The following is a 19,744-nucleotide window of genomic DNA, read 5'->3' as shown; positions in this document are numbered from 1 at the left end:
CTATTAAAAAGCAAACCCGAGTTGAGAGAAAAACTTTGGGAGGTTGCTACCACGCTTCAAAAAGGTTTAAAGGAAAGAGGATTCAATATAGGCGTTACAGATACGATGGTTACTCCTGTTTTTCTTGAAGGGGAATTAGCAGAGGCAACTGCAATTACAATGGATCTGAGAGAAAATTATGGGATATTCTGTTCGATAGTAGTATATCCTGTTATTCCGAAAGGTTTAATCATGCTACGACTAATCCCGACAGCTTTACATACTATTGAAGACGTAAATCGTACTTTGGATGCATATAGTGAACTAGCGGTCAAGCTTGAGAGAGGCCACTATAAGGAAAAAAATCTGGCAAAGGTTTAAATATTGCTGCTTAAAAAAAGTGCCCTTAATGCTAATTAAGGGCACTTTTTATTTATAGCAATTTGTAAATAGCTGAAATAAAACTATTTAGCCTAGCAAATAGTAATTTTATTGTGGATAAATTCGATAAATGTGGAAAAATACGCTAAAAACGCATGATTATATTTATTTCAAATATTTTTTTTTAGAAAAAAACATTATACATTAGCTAATAGTAATCATACTAACCTCACAACTAAAGTAGTACAAACATGAAAAAATTCCAAGAAGCAAAAAGTTTATTCGAATCACTGGAGGCAGATGCTGACAAATTCTACAACAAGGCTAACAGCGCAGCCGGAACTCGCGTAAGAAAAGGTATGCAAGATCTTAAAAACCTTGCTCAGACTATCCGTCTTGAAGTTCAGGAAACAAAAAACAAAGAAGCGGCAAAAGCTAAGAAAAAATAATTTTCAGAAGAAATTTTAAGCCCGTTCTCATACCTTGAGGCCGGGTTTTTTTATTGAATAAGGTCTAGTTTTTGAAGTTCTTCCTGGAGCAATAGTGTTGTTTCTAAACTAACATTAACAAGGGGCAAACGGAGAGTATCATTGCAGATATTCAATAATTTAAGGGCAGATTTTACGCCGCCAGGATTTCCATCCGTAAAGCACAAATTTGTAAATTCAATTAGGCTATAATGAAGAGGCTGTGCTTCAATAAACTTCCCGTCTAAACACATTCTCACCATGGTTGATAATATTCCTGGCAGCGCATTACCAATAACGGATATTACTCCTACAGCTCCCGTTGATATTAATGGCAACGCTATCGAATCATCTCCTGAAATAAAGAGAAAATCTTCAGGCTTGTCTCTGATTATCAGATTAAATTGGTCAAAACTCCCTGATGCTTCTTTAGTACCGATGATGTTTTTGAAATCATAAGCCAGGCGGAGGGTCGTATCAGCACTAATATTCATGCCTGTACGGCCTGGAACATTATACAACAAAACCGGCAAATCTGAAGCTTCGGCAATTGCCTTATAATGCTGGTAGATGCCTTCCTGGGTAGGTTTGCTGTAATAGGGAGACACAGAAAGAACAGCATCAAAAGCTATGCTATCGAATTTTTTGAGATCACGGACGACTTCGGCGGTATTATTGCCCCCTATGCCCGCTACCAGCGGCACTCGTCCCGCTGTATGTTCGGCTGTAGCTTCCCATATTTCTTTTTTCTCCTCGCTGCTCAGAGTTGCAGCTTCGCCAGTAGTCCCCAATGATACGATATACTCAACGCCACCGGATATAATGTAATCAATAACATTTTTAAGGCCGGAATGATCAATTGAGCCGTCTGCATTAAATGGGGTAACCATTGCTACTCCTGTCCCGTGAAATTTGTTCATTCTCTGTTAAATTTTGATCGACGTAATAGTTGCGAATTTAAGTGGATAAGGGGCAATTTTAAAACGAAAGCCAAAATATTTCGGCATTCACTTTTATTATTTCAGCATTTCCAGTAAATCGGAGTCTGAAATCATAGGGATTTTTAACTTTACAGCTCTTTCGAGCTTTGATGGGCCCATGTTATCACCAGCTATCAGATAATTTAACTTTGCTGATATGCTACTTAAAATTTTACCACCGTTTGCTTCTATAATGTCTTTCAGCTCATCGCGGCTGTAGTTTTCGAAGACTCCGGAAATTATAAAAGACATACCTTCAAATTTAGAACTTTGCAACTCAACAACAGTTCCAGAAGATTCAAATTGTAGACCATGACGACGTAACGCCACAATCTGCTCAGTGTGTCGCGGTTCCTTAAAGTATTCTAACAGGCTTGCTGCTATTCTTTCTCCAATCTCTTCTGCGCCGTACAATTCAGTTAAACTTGCATTCATCAGGCTGTCTATATTTTTGAAGTGTGCTGCCAGTTTCTTCGCCACAGTTTCCCCAACAAACCGGATCCCAAGTCCAAAAAGTACTTTTTCAAAAGGCATTTGCTTCGACTTTTCTATACCTTTCAGCATGTTTGTAATAGACTTCTCACCAAATCGATCAAGTTGTTTCAGCTGCTCCTGTTTTTTATAAAGGGTATAAAGGTCACTGATATGTTTTATAAGCCCTTTTCTGTAAAATGCTTCAATAGTTTCTTGTCCCAGGCCTTCGATATTCATTGCCTTGCGGCTGATAAAATGCTGCATTTTACCCACGATCTGCGGCGGACAGGCTTCATCGTTCGGACAATAATGAACGGCTTCTCCTTCTTGGCGGATGAGGGGGCTTCCACATTCTGGGCATAGTTTGGGGTAGATAACTGCCGACGCCCCAACCGAACGTTTTAGAATGTTTACCGAAATTATCTTGGGAATGATTTCTCCGCCCTTCTCAACCAATACGGTATCACCCTCATGAAGATCCAGCCGGATTATCTCATTCGCGTTATGAAGTGTTGCACGCTTAACCGTGGTCCCCGCAAGAAGGACTGGCCTGAGATTCGCGACGGGAGTCACTGCTCCAGTTCGTCCGACCTGATAGGTAACTTTTTCTAAAATCGTTTCAACTTCTTGTGCCTTATATTTGTATGAAATTGCCCAGCGCGGGGATTTGGCAGTGAATCCAAGTTCCTCTTGCTGACTGTAATTATTTACTTTTATAACGATGCCGTCAATCTCATAGCTCAGGCCAAAACGTTTTTCTTCCCACAGGTGTACGTATTTTAAAACTTCATCTATGTTTTTGCAAAGTTTGTTATGTTCACAGATATGAAACCCCCAATTTTTTACAGCTTGAAGGCTTTCCCAATGTGTGCTGTAGAGCCGCTTATTAGTATACACAAAGTATAGAAAGCAATCCAGCGGCCGTTTCGCAACCTCCGCTGAATCCTGCATTTTTAAAGTCCCGGAAGCAAAGTTCCTTGGATTAGCATAAGTAACTTCATTGTTCTCCAGCCTTTCTGCGTTCAAGCGTTCAAACGCGGGTTTATGCATAAAGACCTCACCACGAATCTCGAACATTTCCGGGTACCCGCTTCTTTTGATGGTTTTAGGAATGGTCTGTATGGTTTTCGCATTAGTCGTTACATCATCGCCTTTCGTACCGTCACCACGGGTTACTGCTCTCAGCAATTTGCCATTTTCGTAAGTAAGACTTAGTGATAATCCATCAAACTTTAGTTCACATACATATTCAAAATTATCACCAATCGCTTTGCGCACGCGTTCGTCGAACTCTTTAAGATCCTGTTCATTATATGTATTTCCCAAGGAAAGCATCGGCCACTTGTGCTTTACAGCCTGGAACTCCTTGGTAATATCGCCGCCCACTTTCTGCGTTGGAGAATCTGCATCCTGAAACTGCGGATATTCCCTTTCAAGAGCTGATAACTCCTCTAATTTCTTATCAAACTCAAAGTCTGTAATAATTGAATTTGCCAGTACATAATAGTTATAGTTGTGCCCATTGAGCTCTTTAACAAGGCTTTCTATGCGTTCTTTTATTTTGGAGGGGGACATTTGCTTAGTTAATTTTTTTAGTGGAGAGTTGAGAATGGATAGTTCAGATGGCTACCCAGGATTAGATTTTCTATTCTCCACTCTCAATTCTCAATTAATATTTTGTCTATTTCCTCAAATATCTCCATATACCCACAATGTACCTCATCATGATAAGCCAGTAAGATCGTGCTGAGCTGTAGTATCTGCGTATGATTAAATGGTTCGGGCCAAATCCGCATACAGATCCGGTTGACGGCATACATAATATTTTGCGACTCCCCATAGCTGCCCAAATAACGTGCAGCGAGAAATTGATCAAAAAACCTGAAGAAATGGGCAGTGTCATCCATCATATTTAGTTCCAGAAAATTATTTAGGGCGAATCTGTCGTACTGATGCAAACTAGAATAAAAGTCGTCGGCATCCATGATATTGTCTTTTAGTAAAATACTATCCAGCATAATTTCAAGAGAAATGTGGGCAACGAAAGATGGCCTTACCAGTGAATGTGCCAGCACGGGCGCAATAGCCGTTCGAATAGCATTCGTATGTTTTAGAAAAAAAGCCGAATTGTGGAAGTGACGATCTACAGTTAAATGGCGCTTCCACCCGACTAAAATTGATTTTTCACCGCCATTAGTAAATAGTGCTTCCTTCTTTTGAGGGTGTAAATTCCAGTCTTTTCTTGCGTTTTTCACAAGGTCGGGCAAAACTCCTCCAAGAACCACGTTCGGGTCGGTGTTGTGTCTGTCAAAATAAAAATGGGACAAGAAATTCATAAAATATAATTCCAAAGGGAATATTAATATGCTCAGTTTGATAGAGATGTTCTGCTATAAATTTACGAAAATTTTGCCATGCAGGGGTTTTGACAATTCTGTTATATTTGCAGGCAAACGATATAATTATAATGAATTTTGTAGAAGAATTGCGCTGGCGGGGAATGCTGCACGATATAATGCCTGGTACTGAAGAGGAATTGAATAAAGGTCTGACTTCAGGTTATATAGGCTTTGACCCTACTGCTGATTCTCTACACGTTGGTCATCTTACCCAAATTATGACCCTGATTCATTTCCAACGCGCCGGACATAAGCCGGTCGCTCTGGTAGGAGGCGCAACTGGCATGGTAGGTGATCCCTCAGGGAAATCGGCGGAACGTAACTTGCTTTCTGAAGAAATTCTTAATCATAATGTGAGCTGCCTCGAAGCTCAATTGAGGAAATTTCTTGATTTCGACTGCGGCGCTAAAAGTGCCGAAATGGTTAATAATTACGACTGGTTTAAAAACTTTACGTTTCTTGATTTTATCCGCGATGTGGGCAAACACCTGACGATTAACTATATGATGGCAAAGGATTCGGTAAAGAAACGTCTCGAAGGTGAAACTGGGATGTCATTTACCGAATTTAGTTATCAACTGGTTCAGGGATACGATTTCTACTATCTCTGGAAGGAGAAGAATTGTCTTGTGCAAATGGGAGGTTCCGATCAATGGGGTAACATAGTTACAGGTACGGAGATTATCCGTCGCAAAGATTCAGGTACCGCTTATGCAATTACAACCCAGCTTATTAAAAAGGCAGATGGCACGAAGTTTGGCAAGTCTGAAAGCGGTGCAATATGGTTGGATCCCACTAAAACATCACCATATAAGTTCTACCAGTTCTGGTTAAATACCACAGATGCTGATGCGAAAGGGTGGATTCGTATATTCACATTAAAATCGAAAGAAGAAATCGAAGCGCTGGAACACGATCACAACCAGGCCCCGCATTTGAGGATCCTGCAGAAGGCTCTTGCAGAAGAAATTACCATCCGCAGCCATTCTGAAGAAGCACTTCAGACAGCGTTAAACACTTCTGAGTTCCTTTTCGGAGGCGGGTCATTAGATTTTCTCAATGGATTGAGCAATGATGCAGTACTTGAAGTTTTCGAAGGATTGCCCCAATTCACCGTTTCAAAAAGTGAGTTATCTGAAGGAATCAATGTAACTGATCTTCTTGCAGAAAAGACTTCTGTATTCCCGTCGAAGGGAGAAGCAAGAAAAATGATTTCTGGAGGGGGAGTATTAGTGAATAAGCAGAAGATCGACGACCCTGCGCATTCTTTTTCAGTCATTGATCTAATTAATAATAGATTCCTAGTGGCACAAAAAGGTAAAAAGAATTATTTCCTGATTATTTCGGAATAGTATCGCTTGTAATAAAGAATATTTATCAGGTTCGATAGAATCCCATAGGCTCATCCTGCTATACCATAATTGGGAAATAAATATTAAATTTATATTGATCTAAACGAAATACAATGCCACACGTCAGTCGTCGCGGTTTTCTGCAAACAAGCGCTCTTGCCGCCGTCGGAACTTTACTAACTCCTTCTTTACAAGCTAAAAATTTGGAAATGGTCCTCGATAAAAATTCAATTGGAAAATCCAAATGGGAGCTCGATACACCAGCTTTAGTGGTAGATCTGGATAAAATGGAACAGAATATTAAAACTGTCCATACGCGTTTACAGGGCACTGGTGTGGGAGTCCGTCCTCATGTTAAGACACATAAATGTCCTGCTATAGCGAAAATGCAGATTGATGCAGGGGCAATAGGTGTTTGCGCAGCAAAGCTTGGCGAAGCCGAGGTAATGTTGGAGAACGGGATTAAAAACGTCATGATGACTACGGTAAATGTAACAGCTCCCAAGATTGTAAAAGCGATGGCTTTGAGGAAAAAGTATAAGGGCTTTATCCAGGCGGCTGATAATCCTCAGAATATACAGGATCTTCAGGATGCAGCGAAAGCGGCGGGTATCAAAGCTGAGGTGGTACTTGACATAAATGTGATTAAAAGATCCGGTGTGCCCCCTGGTCAGCCAGCCTTAGCCCTGGCACAGATGATTGATAAAATGCCGAATCTAAAGTTCTGCGGTATCCTCGCATATGATGGCGCTGTTCAGCATGTTGCAGGGTTTCAAAAACGGAAGACGCAGGCGCTTAAGACATTTGAGCCGGTGGTAGAATCTTACGAGATGATGAAAGCCGCAGGGCTGAACTTGGAAATATTCAGCGGTGGCGGGACGGGAACCTATGACATTATGATTGAAGTCTCGGGATTTACCGATGTGCAGGTGGGCAGCTATGTATTTATGGATCGCCAGTACAATGAGATCGGGGGAGCTAAGAACGATAAAGTGTTTGATGATTTTGCCACCTCACTCACTGTAATGTCAACGATAGTTAATAATTATTACCCCGGCAGACTTACTACAGACTCTGGTGCAAAGGCATTCACTCTGAATAAACCCAATCCTCTTGTCATTGGTGAACCAGATTTTAACTACAACGCCGGATCCGACGAATATGGAACTATCACATTCGAGAAATCGAACAAATCTTACAAGGTAGGTGATAAGCTCGAAATTATCGCGCCTCATTGCGATCCAATAGTCAATTTATACGATGTAATGTATGGAACAAGGGGAGATAAAGTGGTTTCGGTAATACCAGTTTTGGCCAGAGGAAAATCACAATAATGGAGAATTAAGAGTGGAGAATCAATTGTTCAACTCTCCACTACATACCCCAAGAAGGGTGTCTTCCTCAGATTAAAGTTTCTTTATAGCAATATTCCTATACCATACCTCATCCCCATGATCTTGTAAAGCAATTTTTCCGGTTTTGTAACTCGCAAATGCGGGCCAGGTTTTGAATTTACTTCCTGCCACTAATGATTTCCAATTCTCATCCCACATGGTGGTCTTTACCATGGACTCGCCGTTTTGAATTAGCTCAAGGTTGCCATTGTTCAATATGATCTCTGCGGTGTTCCATTCCCCAACAGCTTTAACATTTTCCATACGGCTTTTTATAAGGTCATAGAGGTCGCCTGCGCGATGCTTGATGATTTTAGCATCAGCATGTCCATCGTTGTCGAGAACCTGCATTTCGGGACCTGTGGTGTATGTAGCACTGTATTTAGGATCCTCATTTACATTAAAGATAATACCACTGTTGCCACCCTTAGAAATCTTCCATTCAAGTTTCAAATGATAGTTCGTAAATTCTTCATTAGTAACAAGGTCGCCCCCTTGTCCGGGAGTTTTATCCTTTGAATCAAGATACAAAGCACCATTGTCCACTTTCCATTTTGTACCGACGACAGTTTTGCCATATGTATGCCACCCGGCTGTGGTTTTACCATCAAAAAGCTTTTGCCACCCTTTACCATTGGAACTATTCATTGAATTTTTTCCTGCACCACATCCAGCTATAAGGACTGCTGCAATCACTACTAAACTATAAGATCTCATATTTTATTTTTTTAAAGATAGAATATATTTAACCATTTCTTTTGCGTCAATTTCGTTAATCGAAGGGTGAGGGGCCATTGGAATATCTCCCCAATTTCCTGCGCCTCCTTTGATAATTTTTCCAGCCAAAAGTGTTATATTTTCTTCAGTTGCGGGATATTTTGCAGCAACTTCCTGGTAGGCAGGGCCTAAAAGTTTCACATCAACTTTATGGCATGTAAGGCAGTCACTTTTCTTTATCAATTCTTCACCTCTTCCCCCAGTTGACGCTGCTGAACCAGTACCAATGTTATTTACACTTGTGTCAACATTTGACTGTTGTGCTGTTGCAGACTGATCTGCCGCTGCATTAGTAGAATCTGATGATCCTGACTCGCTGTTGGTACATGCCGCAATGATGCCGCATATCCCCAGAATTAAAGCTAATTTTTTCATGTGATTTTAATCAATTTCAGTGGGTTTGGAAGCTATTATGAAAATCATTTTTGCGAAGTGTTGGCGCAAGGCATCCCATAATCGTTTCATAACCCTTCTGTGTAGTATGCATTTCTAACAGCTTCTGCATGATACTGTTTTAAATTATATTCCTAAGATTTTACGATTTAGATCATCATTGCTTTCGCCACCGGCAAAATCATCAAACGCTTTCTCGGTAACCCGAATGATATGATCATTAATAAATGCAGATCCTTCTCTGGCACCATCTTCCGGATGCTTAATACAACATTCCCATTCCATTACAGCCCAGCCTGTATAATCGTATTGAGTCAGCTTGCTGAAGATTCGTTTGAAGTCTACCTGACCATCACCTGGCGACCGATAGCGACCGGCACGATTAGCCCAGCTTTGGTAACCGCCGAACGTCCCTTGTTTCCCGGTTGAGTTAAATTCAGCGTCTTTTACATGAAATGCTTTGATGCGTTCATGATAATGGTCGATGTATTGAATGTAATCCAGCTGCTGTAATACAAAATGCGATGGATCGTAAAGCAAGCAGGCCCGCGGATGATTATTCACTTTCTCGAGGAACATTTCGTAGGTGATACCGTCGAATAAGTCTTCCCCCGGATGGATCTCATAACATACATCTACACCCTCTTCATCAAAGTGATCCAGGATCGGAGTCCATCGCTTAGCAAGTTCGGTAAACGCCATATCGACTAAGCCATCTGCCCGTTGAGGCCAGGGATGCCACATATGCCACAGTAATGAACCGCTAAAAGTGGCATGGGCGTTAAGACCGAGATTTCTAGAAGCCGTGGCAGCATATTTCATTTGCTGAACAGCCCATTTCTGCCTGGCTTTTGGATTGTTTTGAAGATTAGCGGGTGCAAATGTGTCAAAGGGCTGGTCGAACGCAGGATTTACTGCTACTAATTGTCCTTGTAAATGCGTAGATAATTCTGTGATTTCAAGCCCGCATGAATTTACTATACCCTTAATCTCATCAGCATAGGTTTTGCTTTCGGCTGCTTTTTGAAGGTCTATAAATCGGGGATCGAGTGTTGGTATCTGCACTCCCACAAAACCCAGGCTCTTTGCCCATTTACAAATCGACTCCAGGCTGTTAAATGGTGCTTCATCACTGATAAACTGGGCAAGAAATACGCCCGGTCCTTTAATTGTTGTCATATATTAATTTTTAGACTGTATAGTCGATCCATTTTTCGCTGCTCTCATTACTTTTCACCACATTGTCGATGAAGGCCATACCTCTGATGCCCTCTTCCACAGAAGGGAAGTCCAATATTTCTGGTGAAGCTTGTGTACCATCAATTCTAGCCGATAGGGCGAGCGCAAAATTCCTGTATAAATTGCCGAATGCTTCCAGGTAACCTTCAGGATGTCCTCCGGGTGTACGGCAATTATGTGTGGCATAAGTTGAAAGCCTGTCTGTGTAATTAGCTCCTGCTCTGAGTATTTCTGTGGGCTTGTCAAGCCATTTTACAATTAATGTATTTGGTTCATGCTGCGCCCATTCCAAACCGCCATTTTCACCATAGATGCGGATCTTCAAGGCATTTTCTTCACCAGCTGCCACCTGTGATGCCATAAGTACCCCGTTCGCTCCATTGTCAAATTTGAGAAGTACATTTCCATCATCATCGAGCTGACGACCGTCAACTACGATATTCAGGTCAGCACATACTTTTGTGATTTTAAGACCTGATATATATTCAGCCAGGTGTGCTGCATGAGTTCCGATATCACCCATACTGCCGCTTTTTCCTGATTTTTTTGGGTCTGTTCTCCATGCCGCCTGCGCATTACCTTCTCTTTCAGATAAACGACTTAACCAGCCTTGCGGATACTCTACCCATATTTTACGAATCTTCCCAAGAGCACCATCCTTAACCATTTGTTTCGCTTGCTTTACCATTGGATAGCCTGCATACGTGTGGGTGAGGAGCAGGATCAGACCCGTTTCTTTTACTTTATCCCTCAGCTGTTTTGCTTCATCAAGGGTGAAAGCAATAGGTTTTTCTATAACTACATGAAATCCATTGTCAAGGGCCATCATCGCCGGAGCAAAATGGGCGAAATTTGGAGTTACAATGGTTACGAAATCAATTCTCTTGTCCGGGGGAAGTTTACTTTCCTTTTCGATCATTTCATCATACGTCAGGTACGCGCGGTCTTCCGGAATAAATAACATTTTGGCACTTTCACGAGCAATTTCCGGATTAATGCTTAGAGCTCCTGAGCATATTTCCACGAGCCCGTCCATATTGGCCGCAATTCGGTGGATCGCGCCGATGAAGGCATCCTTCCCACCGCCGACCATGCCCATTCTTAATTTTCTGTTCATTTAAATTCTATGATTATGTGGTTTTATTCAATATATAGCTAATTATACCTTAAATAATTAAGAAGGTCTAATTTGAGATAAGAAATTCATAAAGAAAAGAAGCATTACAAATATTATAAAATTATTGTGCATACTTGATCAAAACAAAAAAAAATGCCAATTTTAATGCATACTTTTCTATTATAAAATATAGGGTTGGAGACAGTAACTCTAAAGCAGGCACTTCATTTTAATAAAATAGTAAAAGTTAAATGTGAGATTATAATGCAATATGAATTCTTCTGTTCATCTGGATGCATCTGATTAAAAATGTACTATTTTTTATAAATCCAATAATTGGTATATTCCCAATTTGATCTATCTTTTGAGAGATTTTAACCAAATAACCTATTCTAAAATAATCATGAACGAAAACATCAACAAAAGTGCCTTATTTAACGGAAGTTGTTTTGCACTCATCACCACTGCTTTTACTTTCTCAATCAGGGCAGGAATTTTACCCCAACTTGCCGAACAGTTTAATCTCACGGCAGAACAATTAGGATTTATTAATCTCATGTTCTTTTTAGGATTTCCAATTTCTATGATCATTGGAGGCCTGGTTTATCACACTTTCGGACCAAAAAATATCATGAAGGCAGCATTTGTAGCCCATACTATCGGGATATTAATGACCATTTTCGCTGGAGGATATACCGGTTTACTAATTTCTACGCTTTTTATCGGATTTGGTAATGGATGTACCGAGGCAGCTTGTAATCCGATGATTGCAGATGCTTATTCCGGTCCCAAAATGAATAAAATGCTGAACAGGTTTCACATGTGGTTTCCGGGGGGGATTCTTATTGGAGCGCTCATCTCCAAATTTATGACCGATTTCGGTTTAGGCTGGCAAGCCCAGATGTGGGTTACAATGATTCCTACGATCATTTATGCAGTTATATTTTATGGAAAGACGTTTGTGGAATCCAAAGAACAGCTAGGTATTTCTATTACCGAAAACCTTAAAGCGATGCTGACTCCACTTTATATATTTTTGTTTTGCTGCATGGCCCTTACTGCAATTACTGAATTTGGCCCGAATCAATGGGTAAGTGTTATTATGAGCGAAAGCGGTGCAAGCCCTATGCTGATTCTGGCTCTCACCAGCGGACTTATGGCTGTGGGTAGATTTTTCGCCGGCCCTGTTGTTAAATTATTTGGCCAGACCGGTATACTCTTGACTTCAGCTATATTAGCGGCCATCGGCATTTATATGTTCAGTGTTGTTACAGGTCCCCTTGCTTATGTTGCAACAGTAATATTTGCTTTGGGCGTATGTTATTTCTGGCCGGTAATGGTGGGAGCAGTGGCTCAGCGGGTTCCCCTTAGTGGAGCTCTGGGAATGTCTATTATTGGTGGAATTGGAATGTTTTCTACTGCAATTTTTCAGCCTGTCATAGGGGGTTGGATTGATTCTGCAAGGTTGGCAAATACGGCCGAGGGTCTTAGTGGAACACAGTTGGAACTTGCTGCAGGTCAGGATACTTTGTCAAATATGCTTGTATTTCCTACTATATTGATCGTCTTATTTATTATATTTTTCTTCTGGCAAAAACAATCAAAAACCGTAGCTGTAGCACATTAATATATACACGAATCTGGGTTATTTTTAGTTTTCGCTTGTTTTGATAATTCAGGATTTCCATGTACAGAGAGAAATAATGCTTACTGAGCGGTATTATTTCTCTCTTTGTTGCTTATGAACGATAGAAAGTTATAGTAATATCGACGATTCGGAGTGCTCAGGAGCATAAACTTCGTTTTGAGTCGATAATGATGTCTAAATTTTTTGTATCCTGTTTTTCTATCAGGACAGCAATCACATATCAATGTCCTACTTTTATCTCCATTTCGTAACCAAACGAAATTATAATCAACATAAATGATATGCAGGCCATATTCGGAATCATTTTTCATTTCATTGGCGGCTTTGCATCAGGAAGTTTTTATCTCGCTTGGGTTTTTCTCTGTCTGCTTGGAATTTATATATGTGGTAAAGCGGGCGTTTTGAAAGAAAAGGAACTTACCAAAGAAAAAAAGAAAAAAAGTATAAAAGAATTCAGTCTTGTAAAAGGATTAGTTTCTGCATAGTGTCCGGCATTTTAAGTGCATACTTTAATTATGACATTGAGGCAGGATCTTCGATGGCCGACACAGCTAATCAAATGTGGAAGTTGACACATCCATTAGAGACCGTTAATTTTTTGTATCGCAATAATGTTATATATAGTATTATTATGGGGAGGCCTAACTATATAATTCTCAATGCACGAAATAAATCATTCGGTGATTATACCAATAAAAATATCTCTGACGAGCAATCATATTTATGCAGTTCTTACAATATTAGTTGTGGGATATGGTAATTCGATGAAATAAATATTAAATAAAATATGAAAGTTGCACTTGTTGTGATCTTGTCGCTCAGCTGTTTTTTAAAGGGTTATGCACAAAAAGTAATTCCTTTATATAGTGATGGACTTATCCCCAATTCCATTCCTTATAATATGAAGGAAATAACTTTGAACCGAAATGGCAAATTCGCAGGGTATAAAAGCATTTCGAAGCCCACCTTAGAGATGTATCTGCCGGCTAAGGCGAATTCAAAAAGTGCCGCCGTAATTATTTGCCCTGGAGGAGGTTATGGAATGGAAAGCTATGAACTGGAAGGCAGAAATATCGCGAAGACATTTATCAAGCAGGGAGTAGTGGCCCTTATTTTAAAATATCGCCTTCCTTCAGATTCTATTATGAAAGATAAGAGCATTGGCCCACTGCAGGATGCTCAACAGGCAATTAAACTAGTGCGGCTACAAGCTGCAGAATGGAATATTGATATAAATAAAATAGGAATAATGGGATTTTCTGCAGGGGGACATCTTGCGTCCTCAGCTGGAGTTCATTTCGATACATCCTTTATCCCAAATAAAGAAAATATTAGCCTTCGTCCGGATTTTTCCATATTAGTTTATCCAGTTATCAGTATGGCAGATAAACTAGCCCATTTAGGATCAAGAACTAACTTGCTTGGTCCAGATCCAACTCCAGAAAAAATTAAGTTTTTCTCAAATGATTTGCATATAACGGAAAAAACACCACCCACATGGATAACTCACGCCGGTGATGATAAGGTAGTTGATGTAGATAATAGTATTGCTTTTTATGAAGCATTAAGGCACAGTAATGTACCAGTAGAAATGCATTTATATCCTAAAGGCGACCACGGCTTCGTGCTTAAATTGCCGGCAGAAGAATGGATGTATCCTTTATTCGGTTGGATGAAAGCAAATAATTGGATACAGCAATAATGCTTAAACTGCCTTAATGAATTATTAGGATAAGAATGTATTTAAATTATTTTAAACAGGATCTTAAAAAATAGGATGAGCAAAATAGCAACAAATTTTAAATACGTAAGCTACCTGTAGGATGATATCAAGGCTGCTGAGATCTGCCAGGAAACTCAAATAAAGCAAAGTTAATCGACAGTGAAATACTTATAACTTAACATTCAAAATCCTTACGATGATCAAGGTTCCTGTAATAGCCATATTTGATATTGGCAAGACCAATAAAAAAATATTTCTGTTGGATGAACATTATTGTATCCAATGGGAGAGCTCGGTAAAATTTGATGAAATTTTGGATGAGGATGATTTTTTATGTGAGGATATCCAGGTATTAACTAAGTGGGTTAAAGGTATGTTTGATCAAGTAATGAGGATGATAGAGTTTGAGATCATGGCAGTTAATTTTTCTGCTTATGGTGCCAGCTTTGTTCATCTCAATCATCATGGCATTCCTTTTTTGCCTTTATATAGCTATCTCAAACCATATTCTGCTGATTTGCAAAAATCTTTCTATAGTGATTATGGCGGAGAAATTAAGTTTGCTATAGAAACAGCCTCCCCTGTACTGGGTAATTTAAACTCAGGCATGCAGTTATACAGGTTAAAATATGAGCAACCGGATTTATTTAATGCGATTAAAGTTTCTTTACATCTGCCGCAATATATAAGTTACATTATATCCAATAAAGCCTGTTCAGAATTAACCAGCATTGGTTGTCATACTAATTTATGGAATTTTAAAACCAACCATTATCATGATTGGGTTTACAAGGAAAAACTTGATAAAATACTCGCTCCTATATGCAATGAAGAAATCACGTTGAGTGTTAAGAGTAAAAATAATGAATTGATAATTGGTATCGGTTTGCATGATAGTTCTGCTGCATTAATACCTTATTTAATCAGTTTTAATGATCCATTTATTTTGATATCTACCGGTACCTGGTGCATTAGTTTAAACCCTTTTAATGAGGAGCCGCTGACTGAAGACGAATTAAAAAACGATTGCCTGTTCTTCCTGGATTATAAAGGCCGACCGGTAAAAGCTTCACGACTTTTTGCGGGGTATGAACATGAACAACAAATTAAACGCCTGGCAGATCATTTTAATAAGTCTTTGGACTATTATGCAACAGTTGAATATAATGCAGAAATTCTTTCCTCATTAAAGAAAGATTCTTCTATCAATTATCACGCGGATATGAAGGTGGTTTTGCATTCATCTTCCTTTGCTGATAGAGATTTATCGGTGTTTGATAACTATGAAGAAGCGTATCATCAGTTAATATTTGACATAATCGTCCAGCAGGCTGCTTCAACTCAACTGGTATTAAAAAATACGGAAGTGCGGAGGATATTCGTCGATGGAGGATTTAGCCGAAATGCGGTTTATATGTTTATGTTGGCTTCCATATTTCCTCTACTTGAGGTATTCGCGGCTTCTGTAGCCCAGGCTTCTGCTATTGGTGCGGCACTGGCTTTACATGATCACTGGAACAATAAATCTTTACCGGGGAATATTATTGATTTAAAGTATTATTCGTCCAAGTAGCCCATTTTATACCCACTTATAATATCATTTCAAAATATTATTTTAAAAAGAGAATGAAAGAGAATACAAATGTTTTGACCTTTAATACTCAGTATCCTTCTATACAAGATTTAAGGCAAAAGGCAAAAAGGAGGATTCCAAAATTTGCTTTTGATTACCTTGAAGGAGGGTGCAATGAAGATGTAAATCTAGATAGAAATATTTCTGATTTACAGGATGTTGTATTAATGCCACAGTATTTAAAGAAACATACCGGAACTGATATGAGTGTAAGCATTTTTGGTCAGATTTATGATGCTCCGATAGGTATTGCCCCAATCGGTTTGCAGGGTTTAATCTGGCCAAACTCACCTGAAATATTAGCAAAGGCAGCCTTAAGACATAATATTCCATATATATTAAGTACTGTTTCAACAAGCAGCATAGAACGCATCGCTGAATTGTCTGAAGGGCGATCATGGTTTCAATTATACCATCCTACGGAAAATTCTCTCCGAAATGATCTCTTAAAAAGGGTGGCTTTCGCTCAATGTCCGGTCTTGGTAGTACTAGTTGATGTCCCATCTTTCGGATATCGGCCAAGAGATATTAGAAATGGATTAGCACTGCCACCAAAAATGTCTGTAAGAAATATTCTTCAGGCTGTAGGCCGTCCAATCTGGTCTCTGGAAACGTTAAAGACGGGGATACCAGCGTTTGCCACCTTGGATCCTTATATGCCTAAAAACTTGAATCTCAGTAAACTTGGGCAATTTATGAATGAAACTTTTACCGGAAGAGTTGACGTTGACAAAATTGCGCCTATCCGTGAAATGTGGAAGGGTGCACTCGTATTAAAAGGGGTAGTAAGTGAGGAAGATACACAAAAAGCAATAAGCATGGGGGTTGATGGAATTATAGTCTCTAACCATGGAGGGAGACAGTTAGATGCGGCCGAGTCAACAATCAAACCACTCCACAATCTTTCTGTTAAATATGGAAAACAAATAAAGGTAATGATTGATGGAGGACTTAGATCAGGACCGGATATTTCGAGGTGTCTGGCCTCGGGAGCTGACTTTACATTTATGGGAAGGCCCTTCATGTATGGAGTCGGTGCCTTAGGTAAAAAGGGGGGAGACCACACGATTTCTATTTTAAAAATTCAGTTGCAACAAATAATGGAGCAACTGGGTTGTGAAAAGATAGAAGATTTCCCCCAACATTTAATTCAGTAAATAGATCAGATGCAATTTGTGCGTATTCTATAAAGGGCAATTTCAAAGGTCAGGTTAGATTTAAATGATGGAGACTCTGACAGCAGAAATGGTTATAAACCCAATGCTTGATCGTTTGGAATGACCTTTTTATCTTACCTTAAAACCTTCCTTATAATTATTGAAGGTACTTACATGATAGGGCATAACAGTTCAGTGTATACAGCTTTCTATTTTAGAGTATTGATAAATTACATAAACGAATAATTAATGCAGGCAATTTTAGGAGTACTATATCACTTTATTGGAGGTTTTGCTTCCGGAAGTTTCTACATTCCTTATAAAAAGGTAAAAGGATGGTCCTGGGAGAGTTATTGGATTGTTGGTGGAATATTTTCCTGGTTAATTGTTCCGCCGCTGGCAGCCTATCTTACCATTCCCGGTTTTACAGGAATTATTTCTAGCACGGACGGAAGTATACTCTGGCTTACCTATTTTTTCGGTGTTCTGTGGGGTATTGGCGGTTTAACATATGGATTAGGAGTTCGTTACTTGGGTGTCTCCTTGGGCAGTTCTATCATTCTTGGTTTATGTTCCGTATTTGGCGCATTAATCCCCGCTTTGTATTATGATTTTTATCCTTCCCCCGGCAAAGATTCTTTAACAGATCTTACGACCAGTTCCTGGGGTCAAATGGTGCTTTTAGGCATCCTTATTTGCATCATAGGTATTATCATCTGTGGTAAGGCGGGAATGATGAAGGAAAGGGATTTTGGTTTGGATGAAACGAAGGCAGATAATTCAGAATTTAAAATTGGTCTTGGGATTTTTGTTTCCATCATTTCAGGGATACTTAGCGCATGCTTTGCATTCGGAATAGATGCGGGGAAAGATATGGCAAATGTGGCAAACAGCATATGGAAGCTGGCCAACCCGGGTAATGGAGAGTTTCTCTTTCAAAATAATGCAACCTATGTAGTGATCCTGTTAGGCGGACTAACCACCAATTTCATCTGGTGCATGATATTGAATGCCCGGAACAGTACCTTTGGCGACTATACCAACTCAAAAACTCCATTAATTAGGAATTATGCCTTTTGTGCACTGGCAGGTACAACCTGGTTTTTGCAATTTTTCTTTTATGGTATGGGAGAAAGCCGGTTGGGAAACGGGGCAAGCTCATGGATACTGCATATGGCGTTCATTATTTTGGTAGCTAATATCTGGGGACTGGTATTGAAAGAATGGAAAGGTGTGGCCCGTAAAACTTTTATTACCGTGCTTATCGGTATCCTATTTATAATTCTGTCCATTATAGTTGTGGGCTATGGAAATTCAATCAAATAAAAATTAAGTAAAATGTCTGCGAATAAAACACAATTTAAGCACGTAAGCTATTTATGGAGCGAGACCGAAGCCGCTAAACTGGGGAGTGATGAAGTTGCATTGCTTATTTATCGCTCAAACCTCCTTGGGGCTGATCTTCGCTTAACCAATTACGGCGGAGGTAATACTTCCTGTAAAATTTTTTCAAAAGACCCACTGGGCGATGAGAATACTGAAGTTATGTGGATAAAAGGTTCAGGCGGTGATATCGGAACACTTAAAAAGAGCGGATTAGCCGCCCTCTATGTTGACCGTTTGCGCAATCTTAAAAATATCTACAGAGGTTTAGAATACGAAGATGAAATGGTGGAGTTATTTAACCATTGCATTTACGACCTGGCTTCAAAAGCGCCTTCAATCGATACCCCCTTGCATGCTTTTTTACCCTTTAAACATATTGATCATTTACATCCGGATGCTGCCATTGCCATTGCTGCGGCAAAGGATGGAAAAAAGATCACAAAGGAATTGTTTAATGGGCAAATAGGCTGGGTAGAGTGGAAAAAACCAGGGTTTGAGCTGGGTTTACAACTTAAAAAATGTCTGGATGAGAACCCCGGGATTAAAGGAATTATGTTGGGTTCTCACGGATTATTTACCTGGGGCAATACGGCCTATGAAAGCTATATCAATACCTTAGAAGTAATAGAGAAATGTGCCGGGTATCTGGAACAAAATTATGGTAAGAAAGGCCCTGTATTTGGAGGTCAGAAAATCGAAAGTTTAGCGCCTGATTTACGTAGAACACAAGCTGCTGCTTTGGCGCCAATTCTTAGAGGTTTTTGCTCCGCCGATAGAAAAATGATTGGTCATTTTACGGATGATTCAAGAATTTTAGAATTCATTAACTCTAATGATTTAGATAGACTCGCACCCCTTGGAACTAGTTGTCCAGATCACTTTCTACGAACCAAGATCAGTCCTCTGGTGCTTGATTTAAAACCAGATCAGGATCTGTCTGATGTAAAAGCAATTAAGGAGCATCTGGCTACCGCTTTTGAGGCTTACCGCAAAATGTATACAGATTATTATGAAACCTGTAAACATGCCAACAGTCCTGACATTCGGGATACAAATCCGGTAATCATACTTTATCCGGGAGTTGGATTGTTCTCCTTTTCAAAAGACAAGCAAACCACACGGGTAGCGGCAGAGTTTTACACCAATGCCATTAATGTGATGAAAGGGGCCGAAGCCGTTTCTGAATATACATCCCTGCCGAGGCAGGAGGCATTTAATATAGAGTATTGGCTGCTGGAAGAAGCA

17 protein-coding genes and 1 pseudogene are annotated in these 19,744 nt (G+C 39.8%); 11 read left to right on the top strand and 7 right to left on the bottom strand.

Going from position 1 to position 19,744, the window contains the following annotated elements; genetic code table 11:
• Window positions 1–360: pseudogene (locus tag ACLL8Z_RS02685) on the top strand (pyridoxal phosphate-dependent aminotransferase family protein); the annotation flags it as partial.
• A 251-nt stretch (window positions 361–611) separates the two neighbouring features.
• Entirely contained in the window at window positions 612–809 is a 198-nt protein-coding gene (locus tag ACLL8Z_RS02680) for a histone H1 (RefSeq protein ID WP_411273209.1), read from the top strand.
• A 50-nt stretch (window positions 810–859) separates the two neighbouring features.
• Here the strand turns inward: ACLL8Z_RS02680 and dapA are convergent, their stop codons facing one another.
• The 3 genes from dapA to ACLL8Z_RS02665 form a co-directional block, all read right to left on the bottom strand.
• Entirely contained in the window at window positions 860–1,747 is an 888-nt protein-coding gene (dapA, locus tag ACLL8Z_RS02675; RefSeq protein WP_411273208.1) for a 4-hydroxy-tetrahydrodipicolinate synthase, read from the bottom strand.
• 96 nt (window positions 1,748–1,843) lie between these two features.
• The gene (gene ligA / locus ACLL8Z_RS02670) at window positions 1,844–3,856 is read right to left on the bottom strand and encodes an NAD-dependent DNA ligase LigA (protein ID WP_411273207.1); all 2,013 of its coding nucleotides are present in this window, start codon (window positions 3,854–3,856) and stop codon (window positions 1,844–1,846) included.
• Between the two features lie 83 nt (window positions 3,857–3,939).
• Window positions 3,940–4,617 carry a hypothetical protein gene (locus ACLL8Z_RS02665; protein WP_411273206.1) on the bottom strand — a complete coding sequence of 226 codons (678 nt, stop codon included), beginning with the start codon at window positions 4,615–4,617 and terminating at the stop codon, window positions 3,940–3,942.
• Between the two features lie 131 nt (window positions 4,618–4,748).
• Between ACLL8Z_RS02665 and tyrS the strand changes: the two genes are divergently transcribed.
• Together tyrS and ACLL8Z_RS02655 are read left to right on the top strand one after the other, a co-directional pair.
• Window positions 4,749–6,032, top strand: coding sequence for a tyrosine--tRNA ligase (tyrS, locus tag ACLL8Z_RS02660; protein WP_411273205.1), 1,284 nt, complete (start codon window positions 4,749–4,751; stop codon window positions 6,030–6,032).
• 113 nt (window positions 6,033–6,145) lie between these two features.
• Window positions 6,146–7,366: a DSD1 family PLP-dependent enzyme gene (locus ACLL8Z_RS02655; RefSeq protein WP_411273204.1), complete on the top strand. Its 1,221-nt coding sequence runs from the start codon at window positions 6,146–6,148 to the stop codon at window positions 7,364–7,366.
• A gap of 72 nt (window positions 7,367–7,438) precedes the next feature.
• On the opposite strand, the gene ACLL8Z_RS02650 is transcribed toward ACLL8Z_RS02655, so the two are convergent.
• The 4 genes from ACLL8Z_RS02650 to ACLL8Z_RS02635 all read right to left on the bottom strand — a co-directional run bounded on the left by ACLL8Z_RS02650 (window position 7,439) and on the right by ACLL8Z_RS02635 (window position 10,952).
• Entirely contained in the window at window positions 7,439–8,143 is a 705-nt protein-coding gene (locus tag ACLL8Z_RS02650) for a DUF1080 domain-containing protein (RefSeq protein ID WP_411273203.1), read from the bottom strand.
• Window positions 8,144–8,146: 3 nt separating this feature from the next.
• A complete protein-coding gene (locus ACLL8Z_RS02645) occupies window positions 8,147–8,578 on the bottom strand; it encodes a c-type cytochrome (RefSeq protein WP_411273202.1) in 432 nt (143 codons plus the stop codon).
• A gap of 144 nt (window positions 8,579–8,722) precedes the next feature.
• Complete coding sequence (locus ACLL8Z_RS02640) at window positions 8,723–9,775, bottom strand: sugar phosphate isomerase/epimerase family protein (protein ID WP_411273201.1); 1,053 nt, start codon at window positions 9,773–9,775, stop codon at window positions 8,723–8,725.
• A gap of 10 nt (window positions 9,776–9,785) precedes the next feature.
• Window positions 9,786–10,952, bottom strand: a complete 1,167-nt coding sequence (locus tag ACLL8Z_RS02635) for a Gfo/Idh/MocA family protein (protein ID WP_411273200.1) — start codon at window positions 10,950–10,952, stop codon at window positions 9,786–9,788.
• 403 nt (window positions 10,953–11,355) lie between these two features.
• Between ACLL8Z_RS02635 and ACLL8Z_RS02630 the strand changes: the two genes are divergently transcribed.
• The 7 genes from ACLL8Z_RS02630 to ACLL8Z_RS02600 all read left to right on the top strand — a co-directional run.
• Entirely contained in the window at window positions 11,356–12,579 is a 1,224-nt protein-coding gene (locus ACLL8Z_RS02630; RefSeq protein WP_411273199.1) for an MFS transporter, read from the top strand.
• A gap of 302 nt (window positions 12,580–12,881) precedes the next feature.
• On the top strand, window positions 12,882–13,085 hold the full coding sequence (locus ACLL8Z_RS02625) for a hypothetical protein (RefSeq protein WP_411273198.1): 204 nt from the start codon (window positions 12,882–12,884) through the stop codon (window positions 13,083–13,085).
• A gap of 302 nt (window positions 13,086–13,387) precedes the next feature.
• A complete protein-coding gene (locus ACLL8Z_RS02620; protein ID WP_411273197.1) occupies window positions 13,388–14,302 on the top strand; it encodes an alpha/beta hydrolase in 915 nt (304 codons plus the stop codon).
• 217 nt (window positions 14,303–14,519) lie between these two features.
• Window positions 14,520–15,896, top strand: a complete 1,377-nt coding sequence (locus tag ACLL8Z_RS02615; RefSeq protein ID WP_411273196.1) for an FGGY-family carbohydrate kinase — start codon at window positions 14,520–14,522, stop codon at window positions 15,894–15,896.
• Window positions 15,897–15,949: 53 nt separating this feature from the next.
• Window positions 15,950–17,113: an alpha-hydroxy-acid oxidizing protein gene (locus ACLL8Z_RS02610; protein WP_411273195.1), complete on the top strand. Its 1,164-nt coding sequence runs from the start codon at window positions 15,950–15,952 to the stop codon at window positions 17,111–17,113.
• A gap of 249 nt (window positions 17,114–17,362) precedes the next feature.
• On the top strand, window positions 17,363–18,439 hold the full coding sequence (gene rhaT, locus ACLL8Z_RS02605) for an L-rhamnose/proton symporter RhaT (protein WP_411273194.1): 1,077 nt from the start codon (window positions 17,363–17,365) through the stop codon (window positions 18,437–18,439).
• Between the two features lie 12 nt (window positions 18,440–18,451).
• Window positions 18,452–19,744 (top strand): bifunctional rhamnulose-1-phosphate aldolase/short-chain dehydrogenase (locus tag ACLL8Z_RS02600; protein WP_411273193.1); only part of this gene is annotated, 1,293 nt, incomplete at its 3' end.

Origin of the sequence: Daejeonella sp., from assembly GCF_046590655.1 — a bacterium.
In the GTDB taxonomy this organism is placed as follows: domain Bacteria; phylum Bacteroidota; class Bacteroidia; order Sphingobacteriales; family Sphingobacteriaceae; genus Daejeonella.
Note: the sequence above shows the minus strand (reverse complement) of the source record. Positions and strands in the feature narration are given on the sequence as shown.